This window comes from Streptomyces flavochromogenes (assembly GCF_000717595.1).
Classification (GTDB): Bacteria; Actinomycetota; Actinomycetes; order Streptomycetales; family Streptomycetaceae; genus Streptomyces; species Streptomyces flavochromogenes.
On the sequence record NZ_JNZO01000001.1, the window covers coordinates 211,250 to 236,452 of the forward strand.

General features: G+C 73.1%; 25 protein-coding genes and 1 pseudogene. 9 read left to right on the forward strand and 17 right to left on the reverse strand.

Annotated elements, in window-relative coordinates; translation table 11 throughout:
• The first annotated feature begins 148 nt into the window (after positions 1-148).
• Positions 149-1,066 (forward strand): AurF N-oxygenase family protein, encoded by a 918-nt coding sequence (locus IF00_RS0100760; protein ID WP_030313030.1) that lies wholly within the window; start codon positions 149-151, stop codon positions 1,064-1,066.
• Between the two features lie 33 nt (positions 1,067-1,099).
• Positions 1,100-2,758, forward strand: coding sequence for an FAD-dependent oxidoreductase (locus IF00_RS0100765; protein WP_030313031.1), 1,659 nt, complete (start codon positions 1,100-1,102; stop codon positions 2,756-2,758).
• Positions 2,759-2,848: 90 nt separating this feature from the next.
• Here the strand turns inward: IF00_RS0100765 and IF00_RS0100770 are convergent, their stop codons facing one another.
• Together IF00_RS0100770 and IF00_RS0100775 are read right to left on the reverse strand one after the other, a co-directional pair.
• The gene (locus IF00_RS0100770; RefSeq protein ID WP_030313032.1) at positions 2,849-3,427 is read right to left on the reverse strand and encodes a type-2Aa cytolytic delta-endotoxin; all 579 of its coding nucleotides are present in this window, start codon (positions 3,425-3,427) and stop codon (positions 2,849-2,851) included.
• 118 nt (positions 3,428-3,545) lie between these two features.
• On the reverse strand, positions 3,546-4,385 hold the full coding sequence (locus tag IF00_RS0100775) for a LysR family substrate-binding domain-containing protein (RefSeq protein ID WP_078944481.1): 840 nt from the start codon (positions 4,383-4,385) through the stop codon (positions 3,546-3,548).
• 64 nt (positions 4,386-4,449) lie between these two features.
• On the opposite strand from IF00_RS0100775, the gene IF00_RS0100780 reads away from it, so the two are divergent.
• The 3 genes from IF00_RS0100780 to IF00_RS0100790 all read left to right on the forward strand — a co-directional run bounded on the left by IF00_RS0100780 (position 4,450) and on the right by IF00_RS0100790 (position 6,490).
• Positions 4,450-4,851: a DUF5997 family protein gene (locus IF00_RS0100780; RefSeq protein WP_030313034.1), complete on the forward strand. Its 402-nt coding sequence runs from the start codon at positions 4,450-4,452 to the stop codon at positions 4,849-4,851.
• A 128-nt stretch (positions 4,852-4,979) separates the two neighbouring features.
• Positions 4,980-5,921, forward strand: a complete 942-nt coding sequence (locus IF00_RS0100785) for a universal stress protein (protein WP_030313035.1) — start codon at positions 4,980-4,982, stop codon at positions 5,919-5,921.
• Between the two features lie 68 nt (positions 5,922-5,989).
• The gene (locus IF00_RS0100790) at positions 5,990-6,490 is read left to right on the forward strand and encodes a nucleotide triphosphate diphosphatase NUDT15 (RefSeq protein ID WP_030313036.1); all 501 of its coding nucleotides are present in this window, start codon (positions 5,990-5,992) and stop codon (positions 6,488-6,490) included.
• Positions 6,491-6,505: 15 nt separating this feature from the next.
• Here IF00_RS0100790 and IF00_RS0100795 read toward each other — a convergent pair whose 3' ends face one another.
• Positions 6,506-7,201 carry a formylglycine-generating enzyme family protein gene (locus IF00_RS0100795; RefSeq protein WP_063740615.1) on the reverse strand — a complete coding sequence of 232 codons (696 nt, stop codon included), beginning with the start codon at positions 7,199-7,201 and terminating at the stop codon, positions 6,506-6,508.
• A gap of 118 nt (positions 7,202-7,319) precedes the next feature.
• On the opposite strand from IF00_RS0100795, the gene IF00_RS0100800 reads away from it, so the two are divergent.
• On the forward strand, positions 7,320-8,120 hold the full coding sequence (locus IF00_RS0100800; protein ID WP_030313038.1) for a VOC family protein: 801 nt from the start codon (positions 7,320-7,322) through the stop codon (positions 8,118-8,120).
• Between the two features lie 59 nt (positions 8,121-8,179).
• On the opposite strand, the gene IF00_RS0100805 is transcribed toward IF00_RS0100800, so the two are convergent.
• From IF00_RS0100805 to IF00_RS0100855, 11 genes are all read right to left on the reverse strand, one after another.
• Positions 8,180-9,700, reverse strand: coding sequence for a hypothetical protein (locus tag IF00_RS0100805; protein WP_051819664.1), 1,521 nt, complete (start codon positions 9,698-9,700; stop codon positions 8,180-8,182).
• Positions 9,701-9,883: 183 nt separating this feature from the next.
• Entirely contained in the window at positions 9,884-10,078 is a 195-nt protein-coding gene (locus IF00_RS0100810) for a hypothetical protein (protein ID WP_015038168.1), read from the reverse strand.
• 216 nt (positions 10,079-10,294) lie between these two features.
• Complete coding sequence (locus IF00_RS0100815) at positions 10,295-10,966, reverse strand: ABC transporter ATP-binding protein (protein WP_030313040.1); 672 nt, start codon at positions 10,964-10,966, stop codon at positions 10,295-10,297.
• A complete protein-coding gene (locus tag IF00_RS0100820) occupies positions 10,959-11,972 on the reverse strand; it encodes an ABC transporter ATP-binding protein (protein ID WP_209439717.1) in 1,014 nt (337 codons plus the stop codon). The genes IF00_RS0100815 and IF00_RS0100820 overlap by 8 nt, the downstream gene beginning before the upstream one ends.
• Positions 11,969-12,805, reverse strand: a complete 837-nt coding sequence (locus tag IF00_RS0100825) for an ABC transporter permease (RefSeq protein ID WP_030313042.1) — start codon at positions 12,803-12,805, stop codon at positions 11,969-11,971. The genes IF00_RS0100820 and IF00_RS0100825 overlap by 4 nt, the downstream gene beginning before the upstream one ends.
• Positions 12,798-13,790, reverse strand: a complete 993-nt coding sequence (locus tag IF00_RS0100830) for an ABC transporter permease (protein ID WP_030313043.1) — start codon at positions 13,788-13,790, stop codon at positions 12,798-12,800. Before IF00_RS0100830 ends, IF00_RS0100825 begins: the two co-directional genes overlap by 8 nt.
• Positions 13,787-15,403, reverse strand: coding sequence for an ABC transporter substrate-binding protein (locus IF00_RS0100835; RefSeq protein WP_030313044.1), 1,617 nt, complete (start codon positions 15,401-15,403; stop codon positions 13,787-13,789). The genes IF00_RS0100830 and IF00_RS0100835 overlap by 4 nt, the downstream gene beginning before the upstream one ends.
• A gap of 155 nt (positions 15,404-15,558) precedes the next feature.
• Complete coding sequence (locus tag IF00_RS0100840; protein WP_030313045.1) at positions 15,559-16,665, reverse strand: acyl-CoA dehydrogenase family protein; 1,107 nt, start codon at positions 16,663-16,665, stop codon at positions 15,559-15,561.
• On the reverse strand, positions 16,662-17,843 hold the full coding sequence (locus tag IF00_RS0100845) for an acyl-CoA dehydrogenase family protein (protein ID WP_030313046.1): 1,182 nt from the start codon (positions 17,841-17,843) through the stop codon (positions 16,662-16,664). Before IF00_RS0100845 ends, IF00_RS0100840 begins: the two co-directional genes overlap by 4 nt.
• Positions 17,840-18,808: an NADPH:quinone oxidoreductase family protein gene (locus tag IF00_RS0100850; protein WP_030313047.1), complete on the reverse strand. Its 969-nt coding sequence runs from the start codon at positions 18,806-18,808 to the stop codon at positions 17,840-17,842. Before IF00_RS0100850 ends, IF00_RS0100845 begins: the two co-directional genes overlap by 4 nt.
• A gap of 68 nt (positions 18,809-18,876) precedes the next feature.
• Positions 18,877-19,467 carry a helix-turn-helix domain-containing protein gene (locus IF00_RS0100855; RefSeq protein ID WP_030313048.1) on the reverse strand — a complete coding sequence of 197 codons (591 nt, stop codon included), beginning with the start codon at positions 19,465-19,467 and terminating at the stop codon, positions 18,877-18,879.
• Between the two features lie 66 nt (positions 19,468-19,533).
• Here IF00_RS0100855 and IF00_RS0100860 point away from each other — a divergent pair, with 66 nt between their 5' ends.
• From IF00_RS0100860 to IF00_RS40810, 3 genes and pseudogenes are all read left to right on the forward strand, one after another.
• Positions 19,534-20,493 (forward strand): NAD(P)/FAD-dependent oxidoreductase, encoded by a 960-nt coding sequence (locus IF00_RS0100860; RefSeq protein ID WP_030313049.1) that lies wholly within the window; start codon positions 19,534-19,536, stop codon positions 20,491-20,493.
• 176 nt (positions 20,494-20,669) lie between these two features.
• Entirely contained in the window at positions 20,670-21,449 is a 780-nt protein-coding gene (locus tag IF00_RS0100865; protein ID WP_030313050.1) for a VOC family protein, read from the forward strand.
• A gap of 71 nt (positions 21,450-21,520) precedes the next feature.
• Positions 21,521-22,022 (forward strand): annotated as a pseudogene (locus IF00_RS40810) (GNAT family N-acetyltransferase).
• Positions 22,023-22,051: 29 nt separating this feature from the next.
• Here IF00_RS40810 and IF00_RS0100875 read toward each other — a convergent pair.
• The 3 genes from IF00_RS0100875 to IF00_RS0100885 all read right to left on the reverse strand — a co-directional run bounded on the left by IF00_RS0100875 (position 22,052) and on the right by IF00_RS0100885 (position 25,187).
• A complete protein-coding gene (locus IF00_RS0100875; protein WP_030313051.1) occupies positions 22,052-22,804 on the reverse strand; it encodes a PIG-L deacetylase family protein in 753 nt (250 codons plus the stop codon).
• Positions 22,801-23,733 (reverse strand): SIS domain-containing protein, encoded by a 933-nt coding sequence (locus tag IF00_RS0100880; RefSeq protein WP_030313053.1) that lies wholly within the window; start codon positions 23,731-23,733, stop codon positions 22,801-22,803. Before IF00_RS0100880 ends, IF00_RS0100875 begins: the two co-directional genes overlap by 4 nt.
• A 146-nt stretch (positions 23,734-23,879) precedes the next feature.
• Positions 23,880-25,187 carry an alpha/beta fold hydrolase gene (locus IF00_RS0100885; protein ID WP_030313055.1) on the reverse strand — a complete coding sequence of 436 codons (1,308 nt, stop codon included), beginning with the start codon at positions 25,185-25,187 and terminating at the stop codon, positions 23,880-23,882.
• Positions 25,188-25,203: the final 16 nt, after the last annotated feature.

A 25,203-nucleotide genomic window follows, 5' to 3' on the forward strand; every position in this document is an offset into this window, starting at 1 on the left:
CCCCGTTCCGCATGCCCGCGGGAAAAAGTCCGTACCGGGGGGTAGGCCTGCCCGGCCGCCTTGCTATACGTTCCGTCTAACAAGCTTGCTAGACGCTACGTCTAATAAGTGCCCGAGCAGCCGATCGCGCGATCCAGGGAGCCGCACCATGGCCAGCAGCACCGTTCGCCCGGACCACGAGGACCGGGACGTCACCGAGTCGGACGTCGCCGAGCGGCTGCTCCGGTCGGCCGCGAAGCTGTCGTACGACCCCGCCGTCGAGGTCGACTGGGACACACCCCTCGACAAGGACTTCCACGGCCAGAGCCCCGAGTGGAACTCCCTCTACGGCACGGACTACTGGAACGAGCTGACCGAGGAGCAGCGCAAGGAGCTGACCCGGCAGGAGACCGCGTCGGTCGCCAGCACCGGCATCTGGTTCGAGATGATCCTCCAGCAGATGGTGCTCCGCGACATCTACCTCCTGGACCACACCGACCCCAGGTTCCAGTGGGCCCTCACCGAGATCGCCGACGAGTGCCGGCACTCGATCATGTTCGCCCGGGGATCCCAGAAGCTCGGCGCGCCCGCCTACCGGCCCAGGCGGGCCGTCCTCGAACTCGGCCGCTTCATGAAGACCGTCGGCTTCGGCGAGGCCGCGTACGCCGGAATCCTCGTCGCCGAGGAGGTCCTCGACGTCATGCAGCGCGACTGGATGCGCGACGAGCGGGTCGTCCCCTTCGTCCGCACCATCAGCAACATCCATGTCGTCGAGGAGTCCCGGCACATGAAGTTCGCCCGGGACGAGACGCGCCGCGCCCTCGCCCGCGCGAGCAGGGCCCGCCGGCACTTCCAGGCCCTCGTCGTCGCCATCGCCGCCTACTACATCATCACCAGCCTGGTGAACCCCGAGGTGTACGTGCGGGCCGGACTCGACCCCGAGCGGGCCCGCCGCGAGGCGGCGGCCAACGAGCACTACAAGGCACAGCTGCGCGCCAGTTGCTCCGGACTGATGGAGTTCCTGGCCGACGTCGGGATGCTGACCCGGCCCGCGCTCTTCTTCTACCAGCGCGCCCACCTCGTCTGACCCCTCCGAGCCGAGCAGAGCAGAGCCGACGACATGACCTACGCGATCACCCAGACCTGCTGCAACGACGCCACCTGCGTCGCCGTCTGCCCGGTCAACTGCATCCATCCGACGCCCGAGGAGCCGGACTTCGGCACCACGGAGATGCTGTACATCGACCCCAGGGCCTGCATCGACTGCGGGGCCTGCGCCGACGCCTGCCCCGTCGACGCGATCTTCCCGGCGGACCGGCTCACCGGACGGCTGCGGGAGTACGAGGCCGTCAACGCCGCGTACTACGCGGACCGGACGCCCGGACCGGTCCTCGCCTCACCCAACTTCCACCCGTGGAGCGAGCCCTCGTTCCCCCGCTCGCTGCCCTCCGACTTCGCCCCGCTGCGGATCGCGGTCGTCGGCACCGGTCCCGCGGGCATGTACGCGGCCGAGGACCTCCTCCTCCACACCAACGCCGAGGTCACCCTGATCGACCGGCTGCCGGTGGCCGGCGGACTCCTGCGGTACGGCGTGGCGCCCGACCACCCGGCGACCAAGGGGGCCGGAGAGACCTTCGCCCGCTTCCACACCCACCCCCGGGTCCGGATGCGGCTGGGTGTGGAGATCGGCAAGGAGGTCACCGTCGAGGAACTCGCCGCACACCACGACGCGGTGGTCTACGCGGTGGGCGCACCCTCCGACCGGCGGCTCGGCATCCCCGGCGAGGACCTGCCGGGCAGCGTCTCGGCGACCTCCGTCGTCTCCTGGTACAACGCCCACCCCGAGACCGGCGCGGACGCCGTCCGGCTCACCGCCGAGCGGGTCGTCGTGGTGGGCAACGGCAACGTGGCGCTCGACGTCGCCCGGGTCCTCGTCACGGACCCCGACGCCCTCGCCGGTACGGACATCGCCGACCACGCCCTCGCCGCCCTGCGCGGCACGCGCGTGCGCGAGGTGGTGCTGCTCGGCCGCCGGGGCCCGGCGGACGCGGCGTACACGAGCTCCGAACTGCTCGCCCTGAAGCACCTCCCGGACGTGGACCTGGTCGTCGACGACCGGGACCCGCGCACCGGCGCGAGCGTGGAAGCGGCGGCGGACGGGGAGAAGGCCGCGCTGCTGCGGGGCGTGACGCGGGAGACGGTGGACTGGTCGCGGCCCCCGGCGCCGGACCGGCGCCGGATCGTGCTGCGCTTCCACTCCGCGCCGGTCGAGGCCGTCGGCACCGACGCCGTCCGCGCGGTCCGGGTCACGGAGGACGGATCGCCGTCCGGTACGGAGATCGAGGCGGGTCTCCTCGTCCGGGCGATCGGCTACCGGGGGGTCCCGCTGGCAGGGCTGCCCTTCGACGAGGCGACCGGCACGGTGCCGCACGAGGCCGGGCGGGTGGCCGGACTGCCCGGCGGCTACGTCGTCGGCTGGATCAAGCGCGGGCCCACCGGCGGCATCGGGGCCAACCGGGCCTGTGCGGAGGAGACCGTCGGGACGCTGCTCGCGGACGCGGTCGCCGGCGCGCTGCCGAAGCCGACGGGCACGGCACAGGAGTTCCGCCGGCTGGCGCGGAGGCGCACCCGCCATCTCGTCGACGCGCGCGGTCTCGCGGCCATCGACCGGACCGAGCGGGCGAAGGGGCAGGACGCGGGTCGCCCACGGGTCAAGCTCGCCACGGTGCCGGAGCTCGTCGCGGCGGCGCGGGGCGCTCGCCGGCGCCTGAAGGTCTGAAGGTACGAAGGGGCTGAAGGTCCGAAGGGCTGAGGGGTCCGAAGGTCCGGCCCGGGACGGCGGGCCGGCGATCCGTCGCGCCGTGGGACGTCAGGCCACGAGGTCCAGGGCCTGTCGGACCACGATCGCGTTGAGCCGGACCGCGAACGGCACGATGTCCGTCAGCTCCAGGGCGACGGCCCGCGCCTTCGGCAGCTCGACGGTCACGTCGACGCAGAAGGCCAGGGCATACATGTGCTCCCCGGTCTCCTCGTCCTGCAGGGCGAAGAACAGGTCCCGGTAGAACCGGGTCCGCTCCCCCGACTCCTCGTAGAAGGAGAGACCGGGCTGCCCCTCCTGCGCGGCGAGGCCGGTGAAGGCCTGGACGAGCTCCCGCTCGACGGTGGCCCAGAACCCGGCCTCCGCGCACTCCGGCGGAAGCGCCTGCCGGACGGCCTCCTTGAGGGAGAGGACCATGACCAGGACGGGGGCGTACTCCTGGAGCCCCCAGCCCCGCACCATCTTCACCACGGTGCTGTCCGGGACGGCCGCGGCGGCCTCCCGTATCGCCTCGAAGTCGAAATTGACGGTCGCCGGCGCGATCGCCTCCTGGAACACCCGGTCGATGGACCGGGCCTGCGCGAGATGATCCGGTCCCACCTCGACGACGGTCCTGAAACTGGCGGCCAAAGCTCCTCCTGTGTGATCTCGATGATCAGGAGGGGTCAGTATGCCGAGCGCCCGCCCGTCGGAGCGGGCCCCGTCCGCCGTACGGACGGGGCGGCCCGGGACCACGGGCAGGAGGGGCTCAGGACCGCTTGCGGGGCTTCCCGCCGGTGCGGCCCCGGCCCGAACCCCCGGCGCCGCCGGGCTTGCGGGCCGCGGGCTTGCCCGCCGTACGCGAACCGGCACCGGGCTTCCCGGACCGGCCGGGCTTGGCGCCGGACTTCCGCTCCTTCTGGTCCTTCGGCTGCTTCTGGCCCTTCTGGGCCTCCGCGCGGCGGCCCCGGGTGCTGTTCACCGTGCGGCCGCGCACGATGCCGATGAACTCCTCCACCAGATCGGGCGCCTCGTCCGCGGCCTGCCACGACAGAGCCACCCGCGACTGCGGGACATCGGTCAGCGTCCGGTAGGTGAGGTCCTTGCGGTGGTGCAGCCGGGCGAGCGACTGCGGCACGGCGAGCACGCCGACGCCCGCCGCGACCAGCTCGATCGCGTCGGCGGTCGTCGCGGGGCGCTCGTTCGCCGGAAGGCCGGGCGGCTGCTCCCAGCCGAGGGTGTCGTCGAGCGGGTGCAGGACGAGCTCCTCGGCGAGGTCCTCGACCGTGACCTCCTCCGCCGCCGCGAGCAGGTGGTCCTTGGGGATGACGACGACCGTCGTCTCCGTGTAGAGCGGGATGGCGCTCAGGTCGTCGCGGTCGACGGGGAGCCGGACCAGACCGGCGTCGGCCGTTCCCTCCCGGAGGGCGCCGAAGGCCTCGGCGGGCGTCAGGGCGAGCAGCGTCAGGGGTACGTCGGGCAGGCGCTCGTTCCAGACCCGCACCCACTTCGAGGGCGTCACTCCGGGCACGTAGGCGAGCCTGAAGGAGGAAGGGGAGGAGGAGGGGAAAGAGGGGGAATCCGCGGGGGAAGCGTCCGAGCCTGTCACTCCGCCAGGTTACCGGTAGCTGCCGTGGTCGGAACTCGCCCGCACGCTCGATACCCTTGACACCATGACGTCGCACCAGAGCACCCAGACGATGAAGCCCGCCACCGCGGCGAAGAAGCTGGGTGTGTACCTCGAGGCCACCCCCGCAGAGTTCCAGGAGGGTGTCGTCTCGCGCACCGAGCTGAACGAGCTCCAGGCCAATCCCCCGGCCTGGCTCCAGGAGCTCCGGAAGAACGGTCCGCACCCCCGCCCCGTGGTCGCGCAGCGGCTCGGCATCTCCATCGCCGGTCTCGCCCGCGGTGGCATCACCGACCCGCTCACCACCGAGCAGATCGAGGAGCTCCGGCAGGAGCTCCCCGAGTGGCTGCAGAAGGAGCGCGCCACCCAGGCGGAGGTCCGCAAGGAGACCGTCCGCATCAAGGAGCGCGACGCGGAGCGTGCCGCGCGAGGCCGGCAGGGCGCCTGATCGTCTCACCGCCGGACCGGTCCCGATGGCTTCGCCGTCGGACCGGTCCGGCGCCGTTTCCGCACCGGCTCGGACGTGACCGGCCCTGACCGGTGTGGCGCACGCCGGGCCGCGGGAGTCATTCCCTCATGAGTGACACGAACACCGCGTCCGAGCCGCCGGTCGTCGTCGGCGTGGACGGGTCCGAGCACAGTCTCCGGGCCCTGGAATGGGCCCTGAGCGTCGCCGATCACCTGGGATCACCGCTGGTCGTGGCCCATGTGCGCTCCGACGCCCTCCAGCTCGGCGCCGCCCGTATCGCCTCTCTCGGTCCCTCCCCCGAGCTGCCCGACGCGGTCATGGCGGCCGTACGGACGGTCGTCGAGGAGCGCGGGCACGACATGCCCGTACGGTACGAGTCGCTCGACGGCTCCGTGACCGACGCCCTGCCGGCGGCGGCCCGGGGCGCGCGGCTCCTGGTGACCGGCTCCCGCGGGCACGGCGGCTTCGCCAGTCTGCTGCTCGGCTCCACCAGCCGTACGCTCGCCGCGACGGCGCCCTGCCCGCTCGTCGTCGTCCCGCACGAGGCTCGTGCGGCCGCCCTGGAGGGCGGTGCGGAGGCGGGCCGGGTACTGCTCGGGCTGCACCCGGAGGAGACTCCGGACGAGGTGGTGACCTTCGCGTTCGAGGCGGCGCACCACCGGGGCGTACCGCTGGAGGCCGTGACGGCCTTCCGGCTGCCGCCTCAGCCGTCCAGCCTCGTCGTGGCCCCCGCCCCGGCGCTCCAGGTGCCTCCGCCCCTGACCCTCGCGGACGACGCGGAGACGTTCGTACGGGAGGCGGAGCGGGAGCAGGAGGAACGGCTGCGGCCCTTCGTCGCACGGTGGCCGAAGGTCGAGCTGGTCCCGTCCGTGGTGCCTGCGGACGCGGCGGGCCTCCTCGTGGAGGGCTCGCGAGACGCCGGTCTGCTGGTCGTGGGCCGGCACCACCGGCACCGGTTCGGCTCACTGCTGGTCGGCTCCGTCGCCCATGCCGTGCTGCACCACGCGCACTGCCCGGTCGCGGTGGTCCCGCCCGTACCCCAGGCCTGACGGATACGTCTCCGCCTGCTCCGTGACTCCGTTGTGGCGCGGGGAACGCCGCTGGTAGAAGGGGTGTCATGAGTACCGCAGAAGGGGCCGCAGCCGCCCAGCGCAATGTCCAGCCGCCGCCCGCACAGGCCTCGCTCGGCGCGGGGGTCGTGGTGACCGACGAGGCGGGCCGGGTGCTGCTCGGCTTGCATCGCTCCGGCGTGTGGGAGCTGCCGGGCGGGAAGGTCGAGCCGGGCGAGTCCGTGGAGGAGGCGGCGGTCCGCGAGCTGGCCGAGGAGACGACGCTCGTCGCGGACGCCGCGGACGTGGAGGTCATCGGGCTGGTCCTGGACTCCATCACCTCCGCCCGGATGACCCGGATGACCGCCGCGACGGCGGTGCGTGGCTTCCGGGGCGTGCCCGCCGTGGCCGAGCCGGACACGATCGAGCGCTGGGAGTGGACGGACCCCGGCCGTCTGCCGGAGGCGCTGTTCCTGCCGTCCGCCCAGGTGCTGCGGATGTGGCGGCCGGAGCTGCCGCTGCCGGACGGGCCCTTCCACCGCTACACGCTCGGCCGGCTGCCGGCCTGACCGGCTCCGGCTCGCTCAGCCGGGAAGGGTGCGGGCGAGCCGGAAGCCCACGTCGTCGATCCGCAGGGTCGGGTGGCTGCGGCGGCGGACCGAGGCGCGGCAGCTCCAGTGCTCGTCGAACCAGCCGCCGCCGCGCAGCACCCGGTAGCTGCCGTAGACCTCGGGGTCGTACACGTCCCAGCACCACTCCCAGACATTGCCGAGCATGTCGTGGAGGCCCCAGTCGTTGGGCCGTCGGCCGCCGGCCTCGCGGAGGCGTTCGCCGGAGTTGCCGCGGTGCCAGGCGATCTCGTCGAGCGGGCCGTAGCGCGGCTCCGTGGTTCCGGCGCGGCAGGCGTGTTCCCATTCGGCCTCGGTGGGGAGGCGGTAGCCGTCGGCGGTCCGGTCCCATTCCGGTGCCTCGGCGTCCGCGTCGTCCGCCGGGACGCGGTAGGCGGGGCGGAGCCCCTCGCGTACGGACAGTGCACCGCAGAAGCGGACCGCGTCTCCCCAGGACACCCCTTCGACCGGCAGCCGGTCGCCGTGCGCGGTGCTCGGCCTCCCGCCCATGACCTGCTCGTACAGTCCCTGGGTGACGGGGACGGCGCCCAGGGCGAACGGGCCGACGTCGACCGCCCAGCTCCGTTCCGTGCGCCGGTCCGAGAGCGTGACCCGGCCCGCCGGTACCTCGATCATCGCGTGGTGCATCGTGTGGTCCCCCTGCGTCCTCATGGCTCCGATGGTCGCAGCAATCGGAACGGTCGCGTCGTGTCACCGAGCGGGCGGGGGCGAGCGTGACTAGCGTGGCTCACAGGAACACCTCATCGAATCGAAAACGGGAGTCACCGTCATGGCCGTACGACCTGAGGGCACGCCTGTCTGGGCCGACGCGATGTTCAAGGACGTCGAGGTTGCCAAGACGTTCTACGGCGACGTGCTCGGCTGGACCTTCGGCGAGTCCTCCACGGAATTCGGCAACTACACGCAGGCGTACCGGAACGGGAAGGCGGTCGCGGCGGTCGTCCCGCCGATGCCGGGGCAGGACGGCGGTGAGGAGCAGTCGTCCTGGTGTCTGTACTTCGCCTCGCCCGATGTCGCCGCCACGGCGGAGAAGATCAAGGCCGCGGGCGGAACCATCCTGATGGAGCCGATGCAGGTCGGCGACTTCGGGTCGATGTGCATCGCGCTGGACCCGGCGGGCGCCGCGTTCGGCATCTGGCAGGCGGGGCAGCACGAGGGCTTCGAGCTGGAGGGTGAGAGCGGCTCCTACGTCTGGGCCGAGGTCTTCACCCGGGAGCCGGCGAAGGCCGACCCCTTCTACACCGCCGTCTTCGGCTACAACTCGAAGAAGATGCAGGACGAGGACATGGACTACCGGGTCTTCGACCTCGGCGCCGACCCGGTGCTCGGGCGCATGGTGATGACGGCGGAGGACTTCCCGCCGGAGATCCCCTCGTACATCCAGGTGTACTTCGCCGTCGACAACTGCGACAAGGCGGTCGAGGCGGCCGAACGCCTCAACGGGCGGAAGGTGTTCGGGCCGATGGACAGTCCGTTCGGCCGCTTCGCGGCGATCCTGGACCCGCAGGGTGCCGCGTTCGCCGTGATCGACGTACGGACCACCGTCGGCGAGATGCCCGAGATGGTCTGACCGGTACGGGAGACCGCGAGCCGCCCCGGGACCGCGGTCCCGGGGCGGCTCTGTGCGGGTCAGGCGCTGTCGCGGACCGCGACGATGCCGTTGAAGACACCGACGTAGGCGGTGCCGTCGGGGCCGAGGGTGATCGGGGCCCAGTTGTTGTCGTACGCGAGGCCGGTGCCGGTGAAGCGGCTGAAGACCCGGCCGCCGGTGCGGAAGTCGACGGCCGTGAGGTACCAGGCGTCGATGCCCCACGCGTGGGGGCGCTTCTCGTAGAAGTAGAGCAGTCCGTTGACGGTGGAGAGCTTGGGCACGGTCGAGGGCGAGCGGACGTCGCTCTCCCAGACGGTGTCGCAGCCGCTGCCGTCGGCGCGTACGTCGATCCGGGTCGCGCCGCCCACCACGCTGCGGCCGAGGAGGAGCGTACTCGGGTTCTCGTAGCCGTAGTTGTTCTCGACGACGAGGCTGTTGCCCCAGCTGATCAGGGAGTTGTCGGTGGTGGAAGCCCCCGGGCCGAAGACCGGCACCTTGCAGACGAGGCGCTCGGCGGCGGGGACGTCGGCGCCCCGGCGGTAGACGAGGACGTTCATCCGGTCGTCGGCGTTGTCGGTGATGGCGACGTACTCGTCATGGAGACCGAAGAGGTCGGGCGTGGTGCCCGAACCCTGGTTCACCGAACCGGGCTTGGTGCCGGTCCCCCGGTCGTACGGCTCGCGCCAGCGGACGCGCGGGACGCCGTCCGCGTCGGCGTCGAAGCTGTACAGGGCGTGGTCGGTGACGAGGGACACGCCGTCCTCGGCGACGGAGAAGGAGTTCTGGATCTCCTCGCCGTCCAGGCGGATCGCGCGCAGCGCGCCCGTCGCCGGGTCGACGGTGCCGACGCGGCCGAGGCGGGTGACCCACCAGATGCGGCCGTCCCAGTCCGGCATGACGGAGGTGACGGGGTCGCAGGCGCCGCTGGGGAAGAGGTTGGTCCAGCTGACGCAGTCGTGCGGGACGAGGGAGGTGAGGTCCCAGTCGTTCTCGACGACGAACTCCCACGTCCGGTCCGCCTTCTGACGGTGCGAGATGCGCTGGATGTGCTGCCGCGGGTCGGCGAGGACGACGCGGTCCTGGTCGTCGAGGTAGAAGTAGGCGCCGCCGGACGTGTCCTTGAAGATCTTCTCGAAGTCGAGGCGGGTGATGGCCTCGACGGTGGACGAGCGCTGCGGCAGCTTGTACTCGGCGAGGGTGTCGAGCGTGCGCGGGTCGAGCAGCTTCAGCAGGAAGCCGCTGAAGGTGCCGCACACGGTGACGAGCCGGCCCTCGGAGTCGAAGGTGACGGTGGCGCACTCGCCGCCCACGGGGGCGATCTTCTCGCTGTCCACGCGCGGGGCACGGCCGAGCGGCCCCGGATAGGGGTGGGTGCCGCTGCCCGCGCCGTCGGCGTGCATGCCGCTGCGCCCGTTCGGGGCGAGGTACGGGTGCTGGGCGGTGCCCTCGCCCGGCACGGGCCGTGCGGTGGCGGGGGCGCCCTCGTAGTGCTCCACGAGGCGGTGGCCGAGGCCGAGCGGGATCTCCTGGGCCTGGGCGACGGGGGCGGACCCCGCCATGACGGCGGCGGCGAGCGCGATCAGCGTGAGCGCGCGGGCTCGTCTTCGGGGCGGGTGCGTGGCCAATGCGGCTCCTCGGGTTGCTGACTAACTGTCGCGCCGGCGGCCGACGCTAGGCCCGAGTCCGTGAGATGTACATGCAACTGCCCCGTGTTTCACAGGCAGTTCACGATAGGGCAGCGGTCACGGTTTGAGGCTGGAGACCACATTGGCGGTGGCGGCGACCCCGTTGTGGATGGTCGGCGCCATGCTGGTGCCGGCGAGGAAGAAGCCCAGCAGGGCACAGACGAGCGCATGGGTGACCTTGAGTCCCCCGTTGCGCAGGAAGATCACGGCCAGCACCAGCAGCAGCACCACGACAGAAATGGAAACGGCCATCGCGTTCACGTCCCTCCGTCGCCGCACCGGAATTGCGGCGTTCGGCGGACAGTGTGACGGAATGCGCGGTCCGTCCGGGCGAATGGCGGGGCGGCCATACGGGTGAGATTCGGCCGGTGCCGGCCGCCGAGGACCGGCGATGCCCGGCCGGCGGACCGCGTCAGGCTCCTGATCGGCGAGCGACCGCTCGGACAGAGCCCGTTCAGGTCGCCCGCGTCACGGGCCCTCCTCGGCGGGCAGGCAGTCCTTCCACTCCACCGTGCGGTCGCACCAGCGCCGCAGCAGGACCCGGTCGTGGCCGACGGCGAGGAGGCCCGCGCCGGTCTCCTCCCGGTAGGTCTCGACGGCGGCGACCAGGGCCGCCGTGGTGGAGGCGTCGAGCATCGCGGTCATCTCGTCGCAGATCAGCCAGCGGGGGCGCAGGGCCAGGGCCCGTCCCAGGCAGGCGCGTTGGAGCTGGCCGTCGCTGACCTCGTGCGCGCGGCGGCCGAGCAGGTCGGGGGTGAGGCCGACGGCCGGGGCGAGTTCGGCGAGACGCGCCGCCGCCTCGGCTCGCCGGCCGGTGGCCCGGAGCGGTTCGACGAGGAGGTCGGCGAGGGTGAGCCGGGGGTCGGCGGCGGTGCGGGGCTGCTGGAACACGACGCCGACGGCGGTGCGGAGTTCACGCGGCGCACGGTGGCGCCAGGCCGTGACCTCGGTGCCGTCGAGGACGAACCGCCCCGCGTCCGGTCGGTGGAGGAGGGCCGCGACGCGGGCGAGGGTGGACTTGCCGCAGCCGCTCGGGCCGAGGAGTCCGACGGACTCCCCGGGGGCGACGGTGAGCGAGGCGCCCCGGAAGACGGGGGCGCGGCGGTCGTATCCGGCGGTGACGGTGTCGAGTTCAAGCACGGGGGTGCTCCGGGTGGTGACAGGCCAGGTTGGCCGTGAACTCCGGCCGGTTGGAGCAGAGTTCGGTGGCCAGCGGGCAGCGCGGGGCGAACGCGCAGCCCTCCGGCAGGGCGGAGAGCTCCGGCGGCATGCCGGGGATCGGGGTGAACGCCCGGTCGGGCAGCGCGTCGAGCAGACCCCGGGCGTAGGGATGGCGGGGGCCGGCGGGGCCGAAGAACCGGTGGGCGGGGGCGATTTCGACGATGCGGCCCGCGTACATGACGGCGACGCGGTCGGCGATGCGCGCGGCGGCGGCCAGATCGTGGGTGATGAGGAGCAGGGCGCGGCCGTCGTCGGCGTGGCGGCGCAGTTCGTCCACGGTGCGGTCGACGAGGTCCCGGTCGAGGCCGGTGGTCGGCTCGTCGGCGAGCAGCAGCCGCGCGTCACCGATGAGGGCGAGGGCGGTGGCGGCGCGCTGGGCGAGTCCTCCGGACAGCTCGTGCGGGTACCGGTCGAGGTGCCCGGCCGGGAAGGCGGCCCGCTCGGCGGCGTCCTCGGCGGCCTTGCGGCGGGCGCGGCGGGAGGTGCCGGTGAGCGCGCGGACGGTCTCCTCCAGCTGGGACCGTACGGTGCGGACGGGGGTGAGGTGGGCGGCCGGGCTCTGCGGTACGAGCCCGACGCGGCGGCCCCGCACGGTGCGGGCAAGGGTCTTCTCGTCGGCCGCGATCAGGTCGGTCTGGGCGGCCCCGTCGGGGTCCGCGAGCAGGGCCGTACCGGACGTCTCGGCGTTGCCGGGGAGCAGCCCGAGGAGGGCGGAGGCCAGCACGGACTTGCCGCACCCGCTCTCGCCGACGAGGGCGAGGCACTCCCCCGCGCCGAGGTCGAAGTCGGCGTCGCTGACGGCCTCGACGGTCCGCCCGCCACGCAGCCGGAACCGGACGCTCAGGTCACGGACGCTGAGGACCGCGTCCTCCGCCCGCCCGGCGGAGACGGCGTCGAGGGCGCGGAGCACGTTCTCGGCGGTCACAGCATGAGCTCCGATCGGCGGCGCGGGTTGAGGCGGTCGCGCCAGACGCCGGCGAGGCCGGCGAGGGCGAGGGTCGGGACGATGAGCAGCAGGCCGGGGAAGAGGGTGGGCCAGCCGTATCCGGCGAGGAGCGAGGAGCGGGCGTTCTGGACGAGGTTGCCCAGGCTCGCCTGGTGGCTGGGGAGGCCGAGGCCGAGGAAGGACAGCGCGGACTCGTGCCACATGGCGTGCGGGACCATCAGGACGGCCGCGAGGCCCGCTTGCGGCAGGACGGCGGGGAGCAGGTGGCGGACGGCGACGCGCCACCGTGTGGCGCCGCCGGAGATCGCGGCTTCGACGAAGGGCCTGGTGCGCAGGGAGAGGACCTCGGAGCGCACGATCCGGGCGGTGGAGAGCCAGTGGGTGACGGCCACGGAGGCGATCACCGGCCAGACGCCGGGCCGGAAGAGGGCGACCACGAAGATGCCGAGCAGCAGGTGCGGCACGGAGGAGAAGGTGTCGACGAGCCGCATGAGGGTGCGGTCGGTCCAGCCGCCGAGCGCCCCGGCGGCCGCGCCGACGGCGGTGCCGACGACCGTGGCGACGAGCGCGGCGACGAGGCCGACGAGCAGCGAGATCCGCAGGCCGTAGACGCAGCGCAGCAGCAGGTCGCGGCCGAGGTCGTCGGTGCCGAAGGGGTGCTCCCAGGACGGCGGGAGGAGCTTGCGCGAGAGGTCGACGGCCTGTTCGTCGAGCTGGACGAGCGGCGGCACGACCAGGACCGCGAGGAGGACGACGCCGACGACGAGGGCGGAGCTCCAGAGCCGCAGGCGGTGGGTGCGCGGGTCAGCCATCGAAGCCCACCCTCGGGTCGGCGAGTCCGTAGAGGAGGTCGGAGAGGAGGTTCCCGAGGAGTACGGCGGCCGTGGCCAGCACCGTGAGCGCGGCGAGCAGCGGGAAGTCCACGGAGGTGGCGGCCTGGACGGTGGCGGCGGCGATGCCGGGCCAGCTGAAGACGGTCTCCACGAGCAGGGCGCCGGTGATCAGCTCGGGCACGCGGGAGCCGATGAGGGTGAGCATGGGCAGCATCCCGGAGCGGAGGGCGTGGCCGGTGAGGACGGTGCGTTCGCGCAGGCCGCGGGCGCGCGCGCCGCGTACGGGGTCCTCGTCCAGGGCGTCGCCGACGCCCTGGCGGACGTACAGGAAGAACCAGGGCAGCTGGGAGACGCCGAGGACGAGCGCGGGCAGCACGAGGTGGCGGGCGACCTGGTCGGCGGTGACGGTGTCGCTCGCGGTGTCGGTGAGTCCGCCGGCGGGCAGCGCGCCGAGCTCGAGCGCGAAGAACCAGATGGCGAGGAGGCCGAGCCAGAAGGCCGGGGCGGCTTCGAGGGTGTACGCGACGGAGCTGACGGCCCGGTCGATCAGGCCGCCGCGGCGGCGCCCGGCGAGGACGCCGAGGAGGGTGCCGAGGGCGATGGCCACGAGGAACGCGGTGACGGCGAGGAGGACGGACCAGCCGAGGCGCTCGCCGATGACCTCGGCCACGGGCCTGCGCATGACGGCGGAGTCGCCGAGGTCGCCGGTGAGGGCGGAGGTGAGCCACTCCCACCAGCGGGTGAGGAGGGGCCGGTCGACGCCGAGGTTGGCGCGGAGCTGGTCGAGGTTCTCCTGCGAGGCGGTGAGCCCGGCGGTGCCGGCGTAGGCCTTGACGGGGTCGAACGGGGAGGCTTCGGCGACGGCGAACACCGCGAAGGTGACGGCGAGGAGGACGGGGACGGCGGCCAGGGCGCGTCGTCCCGTCATCCGTGCCATGGGCCCCCAGGGGAGGCGGCGCTTCACTTCTTCGTCGCTCCGGCGGGCTTCGGCTTCCAGTTCTCGACGTTCCACCAGGGACCGGAGGCCAGGCCGTGGTCGTGCGGCTCGGTCTGGGTGCTCGGCCCGTCCCAGGCGTCGTCGACGACGTAGAGGTGGTCGATGTGGGTGAGGAAGGTGTAGCCGGGGTTCTTCACCAGTTCGCGCTGGACGGTGTCGTACGCGGCGCGGCGCTTGGCGAGGTCGTTCGTGCGGCGGCCCTCGTCGAGGGCGCGGTCGACGGTCTTGTTGTCGTACCGGGCCATGTTGTTGAAGCCGTCGCCGGCGAGGCTCGACTTCAGGAGCAGGTACTGGTCGAAGTCGGGGTCGCCGGGCGCGCCGCCGCCCGCGAGGACGGCGTCGGTCTTCATCCGCGGCTCGATGACCTCCCAGGTGCCGGCCTGGGCGGTGATGTCGATGCCGGCCTTCTTGGCGTCGGAGACGTACGCGAGGGCGTGGTCCTGCCGGAGCTTGTCGCCGGAGAGGTACCAGAGCGGGAAGGCGGCGCGGACGCCGTTCTTGACGCGGATGCCGTCGGGGCCGGGCTTCCAGCCGGCCTCGTCGAGGATCTTCTGCGCGCCGGCGAGGTCGTGGCGGCGCTCGGTGCCCTTCGCGAACCAGGGGCTGTCGGTGGGGACGGGCCCGTAGGCGGGCTTCCCGGCTCCTACGAGGATCTTGTCGACCATGGTCTGCCGGTCGACGGCGATGTCGAGGGCGCGGCGGATGCCGGTGTCGCCGGCGACCTTGTCGTGGGTGGGCAGGGTGACCGTGCGGTAGTCGTAGGTCTTCGCCTGCCAGGTCTTCTTGGTCTTGTCGCCCTTGAATCCGGCGGCGAGGTTCGGCGGCAGGACGGCGCCGTCGAGGTCGCCGGCGCGGAGCCGGGTGGCACGGACGTCGTCGTCCTTGATGATCGCCATGGTGAACTTCTTCACCGCGGGCGCGCCGTTCCAGTAGGTCGGGTTGGCCGTGAAACTGAGCTTCTCGCCCTTGGACCAGCCGGTGAGTACGTACGGGCCGGTGCCTACCGGCCGGGTGGTGAAGGCGCCCGTGTTGACGTCCTGCTTCGCCGCGACGTGCTCGGGGGCGATGGCGTGGACGGTGCGCTCGGCGAAGGGCGCGTAGGGGTACTTGAGGTGGAAGACGACGGTGTCGTCGCCGACCGCCTCGACGCTCTTGAGGGCGTCGAGTTCGGTGCGCGAGGCGTTGTTCGTCTTCGGGTCGAGGATCGTCCGGTAGGTGAAGACGACGTCCTGGGCCGTGAACGGGGCGCCGTCGCTGAAGGTGACCCCGTCGCGGAGGGTGTACGTGTAGGTGAGCCCTCCGTCGGCGATGCGCGGCAGTGCGGTGGCGAGCGCCGGCTTCAGCTTCATGTCGGCGTCGAAGGCGAGGAGCCCGTCGAAGATCTTGGAGTTGCCGTCCTTGCCGTAACCGAGGAGGGGGCTGAGGGTCTCGGGCTCGTAGGCGATGCCGACGACCGCGGAATCCCTGGGTCCGCCGGAGGCCCCGGCGGTGGAGCCGGGGTTCGTGCAGGCCGCCGCGGTGAGGGCGGTGGCCCCCGCGAGCGTCGCGGCGGCCGTGCCGCGGAGGAATCGGGCGGTCATCGTGGCCACACCCCTTTTGGAGATCAACTGTTATTGCGAACAGCTTGCAATTAAACAGTATGTAAAGGGGTGCGGACGCGGCGGCCCCTTACAAGGGGCCTCACATCAGCCGGGAGGGCGGCGCCGCGTCCGGCCGGGGGGCGGCGCCGCGTCGGCTAGGCCGGCGGCGCCAGGCCGACCAGGGCGGCGATCGCGTCCTGGTGCCGGCCCGTGGAGCCGAGCGCGATCTGGTCCGACTTGGCCCGCTTGAGCGCCAGGTGCGCCGGGTGCTCCCAGGTCATCCCGATCCCGCCGTGCAGCTGGACGCACTCCTCGGCGGCCCGTACGGCGACCCTGGAGCAGTACGCCTGTGCCACGGCCACGGTCAGCGGGGCGTCCGCGCTGCCGGTGGCGAGGGCGTCGGCGGCGGCGCGGGCCGCCGCCCGGGCCCCGACAAGGTCCAGCCAGAGCTGGGCCATACGGTGCTTGAGGGCCTGGAACGAGCCGACCGGCCTGTTGAACTGGTGGCGCTCGCGGGTGTAACGGACGGTCTCCTCCAGACACCACTCGGCGAGGCCGAGCTGCTCCGAGGCGAGGAGTCCGGCCCCGGCGAGCAGCCCCCGCCGGACCGCCGCGCCGGCCGCGTCGGGACCCGCGAGCCGGGCGCCGACCCCTGCGCCGGTGGTGACCGTGGCCAGGGGACGCGTCAGGTCGAGCGGGGTCTGCGGCTCGACGGTCGCCTCGCCGGCGGGTACGGCGTACAGACCGTCGGCCCGCAGGACGAGGAACACGTCGGCGGCGATGGCGTCGGCGACCGCCGCGACCCGCTCACCGGGCGCCGGCTCGGCGTCGGGCGCCGTCGACAGCGGTACGGCGAGGGCCGCGACCGTGCGGCCGCCCGCCAGCTCCGCGAGCAGTCCGGCCGCCGCGTCCCCCTCCCCCTCCAGGGCGAGCAGGGTCTCGGTGGCCACCACCGCGCTCGTGAGGTAGGGCAGCGGGGTCACCGCCCGGCCCAGCTCCTCCAGGACGACGGCGGCCTCGCGGTGGCTCGCGCCCTGGCCGCCGAGCTTCTCCGGGACGAGGAGTCCGGCGACACCGATGTCGCCCGCGAGGGACTTCCACAGGCCGGGGACGTAGGGGCTGTCCGTCTCGATCCGGCCGAGGAGGGTCTGGTGGCCGGCCCGGTCGGCGAGCAGGGCGCGGACGGCGGCCCGCAGGTCGTCCTCGGTCTCGGAGTAGAGGAGGTCGAGCGGCTGTTCCGTCGGTTCGGACGATTCCGTCATCGGGCGAGGTCCTTCCAGGCGACGTCCTTGTCGTTACGGGGCTCGGGCGGCAGGCCAAGGACCCGCTCGGCGACGATGTTGAGCAGCACCTCGCTGGTGCCGCCCTCGATCGAGTTGCCCTTGGACCGCAGATAGCGGTAACCGGCGTCGCGGCCGGTGAAATCGACGAGTTCGGGGCGGCGCATCTCCCACTCCCCGTACAACAGGCCCTCGTCGCCGAGCAGTTCGACCTCAAGGCCGCTGATGGCCTGGTTCAGACGGGCGAACGCGAGCTTCATGGCGCTGCCCTCGGGGCCGGGGCGGCCCGCGACGAGCTGCTGGCGGAGCCGCTCCCCGGCGAGCCGGGCGACCTCGGCGTCGACCCAGTGGTCGAGGAGGCGCCGGTGCAGCTCGTGGGTGCGCAGCTCGGGGCGCTCGCGCCAGGTCGTGGCGACCTTGCCGATCATGCCGCCCTCGCGGGGGATACGGGCTCCGCCGATGGAGACCCGCTCGTTCATGAGGGTGGTCTGGGCGACCCGCCAGCCGTCGCCGACCTCGCCGAGGCGGTGGGCGTCGGGGATGCGGACGCCGGTGAGGAAGACCTCGTTGAACTCGGCCTCGCCGGTGATCTGGCGCAGCGGCCGGACCTCCACGCCGGGGGCGGTCATGTCGCAGACGAAGTAGGTGATGCCCCGGTGCTTGGGGGCGTCCGGGTCGGTGCGGGCGATGAGGATGGCCCAGCGGGCCGTGTGGGCGCTGGAGGTCCACACCTTCTGCCCGTCCACGACCCAGTCCTCGCCGTCGCGGACGGCCCTGGTGGCGAGGGCGGCGAGATCGGATCCGGCCCCGGGCTCGCTGAACAGCTGGCACCAGACCTCCTCGCCGACCCACAGCGGGCGGAGGAAGCGCCGCCTGACCTCGTCGGTGCCGTGGGCGAGGACGGTGGGGGCCGCCATGCCGAGGCCGATGCCGATCTTGCGCGGGTCGTTGTCGGGGGCGCCGGCGGCGGCGAGTTCGGCGTCGACGACGGTCTGGAGCGCGCGGGGCGCGTCGAGTCCGCCGAGGCCGACGGGGTAGTGCACCCAGGCGAGGCCGGCGTCGAAGCGGGCACGCAGGAAGTCGGTGCGGTCGGTGGTGGCGGGCGGGTGCTCGTCCAGCAACTTCCCGGTGCGTACCCGGAGTTCCTCGGCGTCGGTCATGCGTGGGCTCCTTCCGGGAGGACGACCAGGCGGCCGGTGGTGGTGCCGTCGGCGACCCGCTGGACGGCGTCCGCCGCGCCCGCGAAGGGGACGCGTTCGCCGATGAGGGGCTTGATGAGGCCCTTGGCGGCGTAGGCCGTGAGGGTCTCGTGGCAGCGGCCGATCGAGGCCGGGTCCTTCGCCGCGTAGAGGCCCCAGTGGAGGCCGAGGATCGTGTAGTTCTTCACCAGGGCGTGGTTGAGGGCGGGCGCCGGGACCGTGCCGCTCGCGAAGCCGACGATCACGATCCGGCCCTCGAAGGCGACGCACTTCGCGGACTGCTGGTAGGCCTCGCCGCCGACGGGGTCGTAGATCACGTCGGCGCCGCGGCCGCCGGTCGCGGCCTTGACGGCGGCGATGACGTCCTCGGAGCGTCGGTCGATCACCACGTCGCAGCCGAGCGCACGGGCGACGGCCGCCTTCTCGGGTCCGCCGACGACTCCGATGACGGTGGCGCCGGCGGCCTTGCCGAGCTGGACGGCGGCGCTGCCGACCCCGCCGGCCGCCGCGTGGACCAGGAGGGTCTCGCCCTCCTGGAGGGCGGCGCGGCGGTGCAGGCCGAACCAGCCGGTCTGGTAGCCGATGTGCAGCGCGGCGGCCTCGGCGTCGTCGAGCGACTCGGGGGCGGGGAGCAGCCCGGCGGCGTCGGCGAGGACGTGGTCGGCGAAGCCGCCGTGCGGGAGGACGGCGGTGGTGATGACCCTGCGGCCGTCCTCGGTCTCGGCGCAGACCTCCACGCCGGGGGTGAAGGGGAGCGGGGGGCGGATCTGGTAGTGGCCGCGGCAGAGCAGCGCGTCGGGAAAGTTGACGTTCGCGGCGCGGACCCTGAGGAGGACCTGGCCGTCGCCGGGCGTGGGCGGTGCCACCTCCTCGCGGCGCATCACCGCGCGCGGTTCCCCGTTCTCGTACACACGCCATGCCTGCATCCGGAAGCCTCCTCCGTACCGAGCGGTCGGTCGCATACTAAGCGGTCGCTTGATCCGAGGTAAACCACTCATCCGGACTTCTTCGGGCGGGCGCGGACGTGCATCCGCTCCCCCTGGGGCCCGTAGAGGCTGAGGAACTCCACCGGGCCTTCGGGCGTCGGACCGAACCAGTGCGGGACGCGGGTGTCGAACTCGGCCGCCTCGCCGGGGCCGAGGACGACGTCGTGCTCCCCGAGGACGAGCCGCAGCCTCCCGGAGAGCACGTACAGCCATTCGTAGCCCTCGTGGACACGCGGCTCCGGTTCCTCCTGCTGCGGCTTCTCCTGGACGATCTTGTACGCCTGGAGGCCGCCGGGCTGCCGGGTCAGCGGGTACATCGTGCGGCCGTACCGCACGATGGGCCTGGCCCGGATCCGGGGGTCGCCCGTCGCCGGGGCGCCGACCAGTTCGTCGAGCGCGACCTGATGGGCGCGGGCGAGCGGGAGGAGCAGTTCGAGGCTCGGCCTGCGCTGCCCGGACTCCAGCCGGGAGAGGGTGCTCACGGAGATTCCGGTGTCCGCGGAGAGCTCGGCCAGGGTCACCCCGCGGTCGCGGCGGACCCGGCGGAGGCGGGGGCCGACCTCGTTGAGCACGGCGTCGATGCGATCGTCTTCGGTCATACGTCCAGTTTTGCAGAATCGGCAAGCTCACTTGCTCATCTCGTGGACTCGGGTGACGCTCGGCCCATGAACGTACACCTGGAGAACGACACATACGAGGCAGTGGTGGTCGGCGGGGGCGCGGCGGGGCTCAGCGCAGCCCTGGTGCTGGGCCGGTCGCGGCGCCGGACCCTGGTCGTCGACGCCGGAGAGCCGCGGAACGCGCCCACCGCGCACATGCAGGGCGTCCTGTCCCGGGACGGTATGAGCCCGGCCGACTATCTGGCGGCCGGCCGGGCCGAGATCGTCGCGTACGGGGTCGAGCTGCGGTCCGGCGAGGTGACGGGCGCGGCACCGGACCGGAACGGCGGGTTCGTCCTCACCCTTGCGGACGGGGAGACGGTCGGGGCGCGGCGGCTCGTCGTCACCACGGGGCTCGTCGACGAGCTCCCCGTGATCGACGGACTGGCCGACCGGTGGGGACGGGACGTGCTGCACTGCCCGTACTGCCACGGCTGGGAGGTCCGCGACGAGGCCTTCGGAGTGATCGCGCACCCGACGATGCCCGCGCACCAGGCACTGATGGTGGCGCACTGGTCGAAGGACGTGACCCTGTTCCTGCACACCTCGGCCGAGCCGTCGGAGCACGAGGCGGCGCTCCTGGACGCGGCGGGCGTCCGGATCGAGCGGGGCGAGGTGACGGGGTTCGCGGTGGAGGACGACCGGCTGACCGGGGTGCGGCTCGCCGACGGGCGGACCGTGGCCCGCTCGGTGGTCTTCGCGGCGGCGACCCGTCTGGCGGCCCGCGACGGGGTGCTGCGGCAGCTGGGCGCGGAGCTGCGCGAGACCCCGTTCGGGGAGTTCGTGGTGGTGGACGAGGTGGGGCGCACGAGCGTGCCGGGCGTATGGGCGGCCGGGAACGTCACGGGTCCACAGGAACAGGTGGTCAACGCGGTGAGCCGGGGCTACCGCGCCGCGGCCGCGCTCAACAGCGAGCTGGTGTTCGGCGACCTGGAGGAGAAGGTGGCCGGTCGGCCGGTCGGATGAACCGGGCCGGTTGAGGCTGCGCCGCGTGGGCCGAGGCACCAGGATCAGTCATGGTGGCCGAATACGGCACACGGGTGACGGTCGACGGCACCCGGCACACGAAACTCGGCACTCGGTACTCGGTACTCGGTACTCGGTACTCGGACGACGGCTCACGGAAGGACGGGACACCTCCCATGCTCGGTACGCAGTTCACCAAGGGCTCTCCCTGCTGGATCGACCTCGGCAGCCCGGACACGGAGGCGGCGGCCGCCTTCTACACCGCCGTCTTCGGCTGGGAGTTCCGCTCCGCGGGTCCCGAGGCCGGCGGATACGGCTTCTTCCAGCAGGACGGCAGGACGGTCGCCGCGCTGGGTCCGCTCACCGAGGAGGGCGCGTCCAGCGCCTGGACCGTGTACTTCCAGACCCCGGACGCGGACGCCACGGCGAAGGACACCGAGTCGGCAGGCGGCGCCGTACGCCTCGCGCCGCTCGACGTCATGGAGGCGGGCCGGATGGCCGCCCTCACCGACCCGGGCGGCGCACAGTTCGCGATCTGGCAGCCGGGCACGACCAAGGGCCTCGACCGCACGTCGTCGACGAACACCCTCGTCTGGGTGGAGCTGCACACGACGGACCCGGAGGGCACCCTGGCCTTCTACCGGACGCTGTTCGGCTGGCGGTCGGCGGAGATGGACGCCCCCGGCATGAAGTACCGGGTCGTCTCGACCGCCGACGGCGACCAGCAGGACGCGTCCTTCGGCGGCGCGGCCGAACTCCAGGACACGAACGAGGGTCCCCGCTGGATCGTGTACTTCGACGTCGAGGACGCGGACGCGATCGTCACGGCGGCCCAGGGCAACGGCGGTTCGGTCCTGATGCCCGCGGCAGACATCCCGGACGTCGGCCGCATCGCATGGCTCGCCGACCCCTTCGGCGCGGCCTTCGCGGTCCTGAAGCCGGCCCCGATGGGCTGACCGGCCGCCACCGTTCCCCCGCGGCGAAAGTCGATTGCCCGGTCGGCGCCCGGTGGTGAGCGTCGCCGTTCGTGATACCGACGCTGCGCACCGAGCGCCTCCTGCTCGAGCCCTGCGTCCCCACGGACGAGGAGGCCTTCATCGCCCTCTTCCAGGATCCGAGGGTGTCGGCGTGGATGAGTGACGGCCCGGCGTCCGAGGAGGACGACCGGGCCCTGTTCGGGCGGATCTCCACGAAGGTCTACGCCCAGGAGCTGTTCGCCGTCTGGGCCGTGCGCCGGGACGCGGTGCTGGTCGGGCACGCCGGGATCAAGCCGTCCGAGGACGTCGGCGGGCACGAGATCGTGTACGCGCTCGCACCGGCGGCCTGGGGTTCGGGGCTCGGTACGGAGGTGGGCCGAGGCCCTCGTGGCTCACGGGTTCGGCACGCTCGGCCTGGCCGAGGTGCACGCCACCGCGGCCGAGCCCGACGCCGCCTCGCTGAAGCTGCTCGGCCGGATCGGATTCGAGCACGTCCGGGACATCACCGAGGACGACGGCAGCACCACCCGCGTGCTGACCCGTCGTCCCTGACCCCCGGGCCCGCGTCCCGAGCCCGTACGTCAGCGCCCGAAGAGTTCGAAGGCCACCGCCGGGCGGCCGCCGAAGCGCGCGGACGCCTGGCCCGTCGCCGAGGTGAGGAAGGACCGGACGTACTGCTCCGGGTCCTCGTCCGTCAGGACCTCGATGTAGGCGCGGTGACAGAGCAGCGAACGGATCGCACGGTCCAGGCCCGGGGCCGCGTCCACCGCGTGGGTCGGGGTGCTGGACGCCGCGACCGCCACCCAGCGCACCCCGTTCCAGGGCTCCAGTCCCTGGTCGGCGAGCTCGGGGAAGATCCAGCGGTTGCCCGCGTCCCCCGCCGCGTCGAGCGTGGCACGGCCCACGGCCACGTGGTCGGGGGTGTTCCAGGGGGCGCCCGGGCTCCCGCCCCAGGTGTCGCGGTGGTTGAGGGTGATGACCAGCTCCGGTCGGTGCCTGCGGATCGCCGCCGCGATGTCCCGGCGCAGTCCGAGCCCGTACTCGATCACCCCGTCGCGGTGGTCGAGGAACTCCACCGTGTCCACGCCGACGACCGCGGCGCTGTCCCGCTGCTCCCGCTCCCGCAGCGGACCGCAGTCGTCCGGGGCGATCGTGTCGATGCCGGCCTCACCGCGGGTCGCGAGGACGTAGGCCACCTCCTTGCCTGCGTCCGTCCAGGCGGCGACCGCCGCCGCGCAGCCGTACTCCAGGTCGTCGGGGTGGGCGACGACGGCGAGGGCGCGCTGCCAGTCGCCGGGCATCTCCGCGAGGTCCGTGACATCGGTTCCGGTCATGACCGCAGGATACGGGCCGCCTCCGCAGCGGTCGGGCGGAACGCTCCGGAAAGGATCACCGAACGCGAGACGTTCCTGGGCCGGTCGGGGTTGAGCCCGCGACGCACCGCGAGGGCGACCGCGAGCCGCTGGGCGCGGACGAGCGCCGCGACCGGGTCGATCGCGTCGGCCGCGAACAGGGCGCCGGTGGACTCCACTTCGTCCTTCAGCCCCGAGGGGGCGGGGCCGAGGCACCACACGAGGCTGGACCGGTCGCTGATGCTGATCGGGCCGTGGCGGTACTCCATCGCCGCGTACGACTCCGTCCAGCCGCGGGCCACCTCGCGCAGTTTGAGGGCGGCCTCGTCGGCGAGTCCGACGGTCCATCCGGTGCCGAGGAAGGTGAACTGGCCGCGCCGTTCCCACGCGGCGGGCAGCCGCTCGTAGAGGACGAGTTCGGCGTCGGCGATGGCGGGTCCCAGGTCCACCCCGAGTCCCGCGCGCAGGAGTTGGAGTGCCGTGGTCGCGAACCGGGTCTGGACGACGGAACGTTCGTCGGCGAACCCGAGATCGAGGACCCGGTCGGCGAGCTGTCCGGCGGGGCTGTCGGGCACCCCGGTGAGGACGAGGGTCGGAATGCGCCCCGCAGCGCCGGCGAGGAGATGGACGACCTCCGTGGTGGTGCCGGAGCGGGTGAGGGCCACGATCCGGTCGTAACCGCGCCCGAGCGGCGTGGAGTCGGAGGCGGGGAACGCGTCGGTCTCGCCCGCGCCGAGGGACTCGCGCAACGCCGCGTAGGCGCGGGCGATGAAGTACGAGGTTCCGCAGCCGACCACCGCCACCCGCTCGCCGCGGGCCGGCAGCAGGTCGGCGTCGCGGCCGGCGATCTCGGCGGCGCGGCGCCAGCAGTCGGGCTGGCCGGCGATCTCCGCGCTGACGTGGGTGCTCATGTCCGGGTCCTCTCCTCGGAAGGCCCCCGCACGGGGCCCGGACCGAGTTCTACCGGCATCCGTCCGGTGCGCTCCATGAGCAGGGGCGGCCCACCCCTTGGACTTTTCGCGCGCCGCGGGCCGCACCTCGCCCCTCACCCGGACGGTCAGATCTCGTCGCGGGCCAGTGCGAGCAGCCGGTCCAGGACGCGCGGTCCCCCGGCCCGCACCCCGTCGTGCTCGAACTCGTCCGTCAGCCAGGTGCGCAGGCCGCGGATCGCGCGCGCGGTGGTCAGGGAGTGGCCGGTGTCCACGTACATGTCGTCGTGGTAGACGGCCGCGGCGACCGGGACCCGGTTGTCGGCGAGGCGCTCGGGGTCGTACAGCGGGGTCCAGTCGGTGCGGGCGGCGAGGAGTTCCGCCGTCTCGCGGAGCGGGCGCAGGGCGGGGTCGGTGGTGAAGTGCCAGGGGTGGACGGTCTCGCCGGTGAAGAGCGGCGGCCGTCCTTCGGCGAGCGCGGCCCCGGCGTCGAACTCCGGGTACTCGGCACGGACGCGCTCGGCCGCCCAGTCGGTGGGGCCCTTCCCCTGGGCGTAGATGGCCTCGTGGAGCACGGCGTACAGCGGGTGTCCGGCGTACGACAGGTGGGCCTGGACCTGCTCCAGGAAGGCGTCGGCGAGCGCGGGCCCGCCGGGGGTGGGGACGAACGCGCCCTCCAGGAGCAGATGGAGCTGGTGGGTGCCCTCGCCGGAGCCGAGGAGGGTCCCGAGGGACTGGAAGGCCTCGGGGGTGAGCCGGCCGCCGCCGGGCAGGGTGACCTCGTGGTCGAGGAGGTGGGCGACGACGGCGCGGGCCCGTTCGGCGTCCTGCGGGTAGCGGGTGTAGTGCGCCTCGTTCTTGCGCCGGATACGGGGGTAGGCGGCGCGGTAGACCTCGTCGGCGGTGGCGTGCAGGGAGGGCAGGCCGCCGGTGATCAGGACCCGCTCCAGGCCCTGGGGCGCGGTCGAGAGGTAGTGGGTGGCGCAGAAGCCGCCGAAGCTCTGGCCGAGGACGGTCCAGGGGGCGCCGCCGGTGAGCCGGCGGCGGATGAGCTCGCAGTCCCTGACGATCGAGTCGGCGCGGAAGTGGGCGAGGTAGTCGGCCTGTTCGGCGGGGGTGCCGCGGAGCGGCAGGGTCTGGCGGTTGGCGGGGGTCGAGCGGCCGGTGCCCCGCTGGTCGAGGAGGAGCACGCGGAACTCCTGGACGGCCCGGCCGAGCCAGGCCTGCGGACCGATGAACCGGCGGGCGCCGAAGCCGGGACCGCCCTCCAGGTAGACCAGCCAGGGGAGCTGCTCGCGGTCCGCCCCGGCGTTGCCGCTCGCGACGACCTCACGGCCGAAGACCTCGATCCGCTCGCCGTCGGGGCGGGCGTGGTCGAGGGGGACGGGGAAGCGGTGGTCGGTGAGGACGAGTCCTGGCTGCCGGTAGGTGGTCACGCGTTCCTGCTCCTGT

Coding starts and splice junctions, on each gene's coding strand:
- IF00_RS0100840 (WP_030313045.1), bottom strand. CDS start 16,665: ATGACGGAATCGTCCGAACCGACGGAACAGCCGCTCGACCTCCTCTAC.
- IF00_RS0100880 (WP_030313053.1), bottom strand. CDS start 23,733: ATGAGCACCCACGTCAGCGCGGAGATCGCCGGCCAGCCCGACTGCTGG.
- IF00_RS0100835 (WP_030313044.1), bottom strand. CDS start 15,403: ATGACCGCCCGATTCCTCCGCGGCACGGCCGCCGCGACGCTCGCGGGG.
- IF00_RS0100875 (WP_030313051.1), bottom strand. CDS start 22,804: ATGACCGGAACCGATGTCACGGACCTCGCGGAGATGCCCGGCGACTGG.
- IF00_RS0100800 (WP_030313038.1), top strand. CDS start 7,320: ATGGCCGTACGACCTGAGGGCACGCCTGTCTGGGCCGACGCGATGTTC.
- IF00_RS0100780 (WP_030313034.1), top strand. CDS start 4,450: ATGACGTCGCACCAGAGCACCCAGACGATGAAGCCCGCCACCGCGGCG.
- IF00_RS0100850 (WP_030313047.1), bottom strand. CDS start 18,808: ATGCAGGCATGGCGTGTGTACGAGAACGGGGAACCGCGCGCGGTGATG.
- IF00_RS0100810 (WP_015038168.1), bottom strand. CDS start 10,078: ATGGCCGTTTCCATTTCTGTCGTGGTGCTGCTGCTGGTGCTGGCCGTG.
- IF00_RS0100785 (WP_030313035.1), top strand. CDS start 4,980: ATGAGTGACACGAACACCGCGTCCGAGCCGCCGGTCGTCGTCGGCGTG.
- IF00_RS0100855 (WP_030313048.1), bottom strand. CDS start 19,467: ATGACCGAAGACGATCGCATCGACGCCGTGCTCAACGAGGTCGGCCCC.
- IF00_RS0100860 (WP_030313049.1), top strand. CDS start 19,534: ATGAACGTACACCTGGAGAACGACACATACGAGGCAGTGGTGGTCGGC.
- IF00_RS0100765 (WP_030313031.1), top strand. CDS start 1,100: ATGACCTACGCGATCACCCAGACCTGCTGCAACGACGCCACCTGCGTC.
- IF00_RS0100805 (WP_051819664.1), bottom strand. CDS start 9,700: ATGGCGGGGTCCGCCCCCGTCGCCCAGGCCCAGGAGATCCCGCTCGGC.
- IF00_RS0100825 (WP_030313042.1), bottom strand. CDS start 12,805: ATGGCTGACCCGCGCACCCACCGCCTGCGGCTCTGGAGCTCCGCCCTC.
- IF00_RS0100760 (WP_030313030.1), top strand. CDS start 149: ATGGCCAGCAGCACCGTTCGCCCGGACCACGAGGACCGGGACGTCACC.
- IF00_RS0100790 (WP_030313036.1), top strand. CDS start 5,990: ATGAGTACCGCAGAAGGGGCCGCAGCCGCCCAGCGCAATGTCCAGCCG.
- IF00_RS0100795 (WP_063740615.1), bottom strand. CDS start 7,201: ATGAGGACGCAGGGGGACCACACGATGCACCACGCGATGATCGAGGTA.
- IF00_RS0100865 (WP_030313050.1), top strand. CDS start 20,670: ATGCTCGGTACGCAGTTCACCAAGGGCTCTCCCTGCTGGATCGACCTC.
- IF00_RS0100845 (WP_030313046.1), bottom strand. CDS start 17,843: ATGACCGACGCCGAGGAACTCCGGGTACGCACCGGGAAGTTGCTGGAC.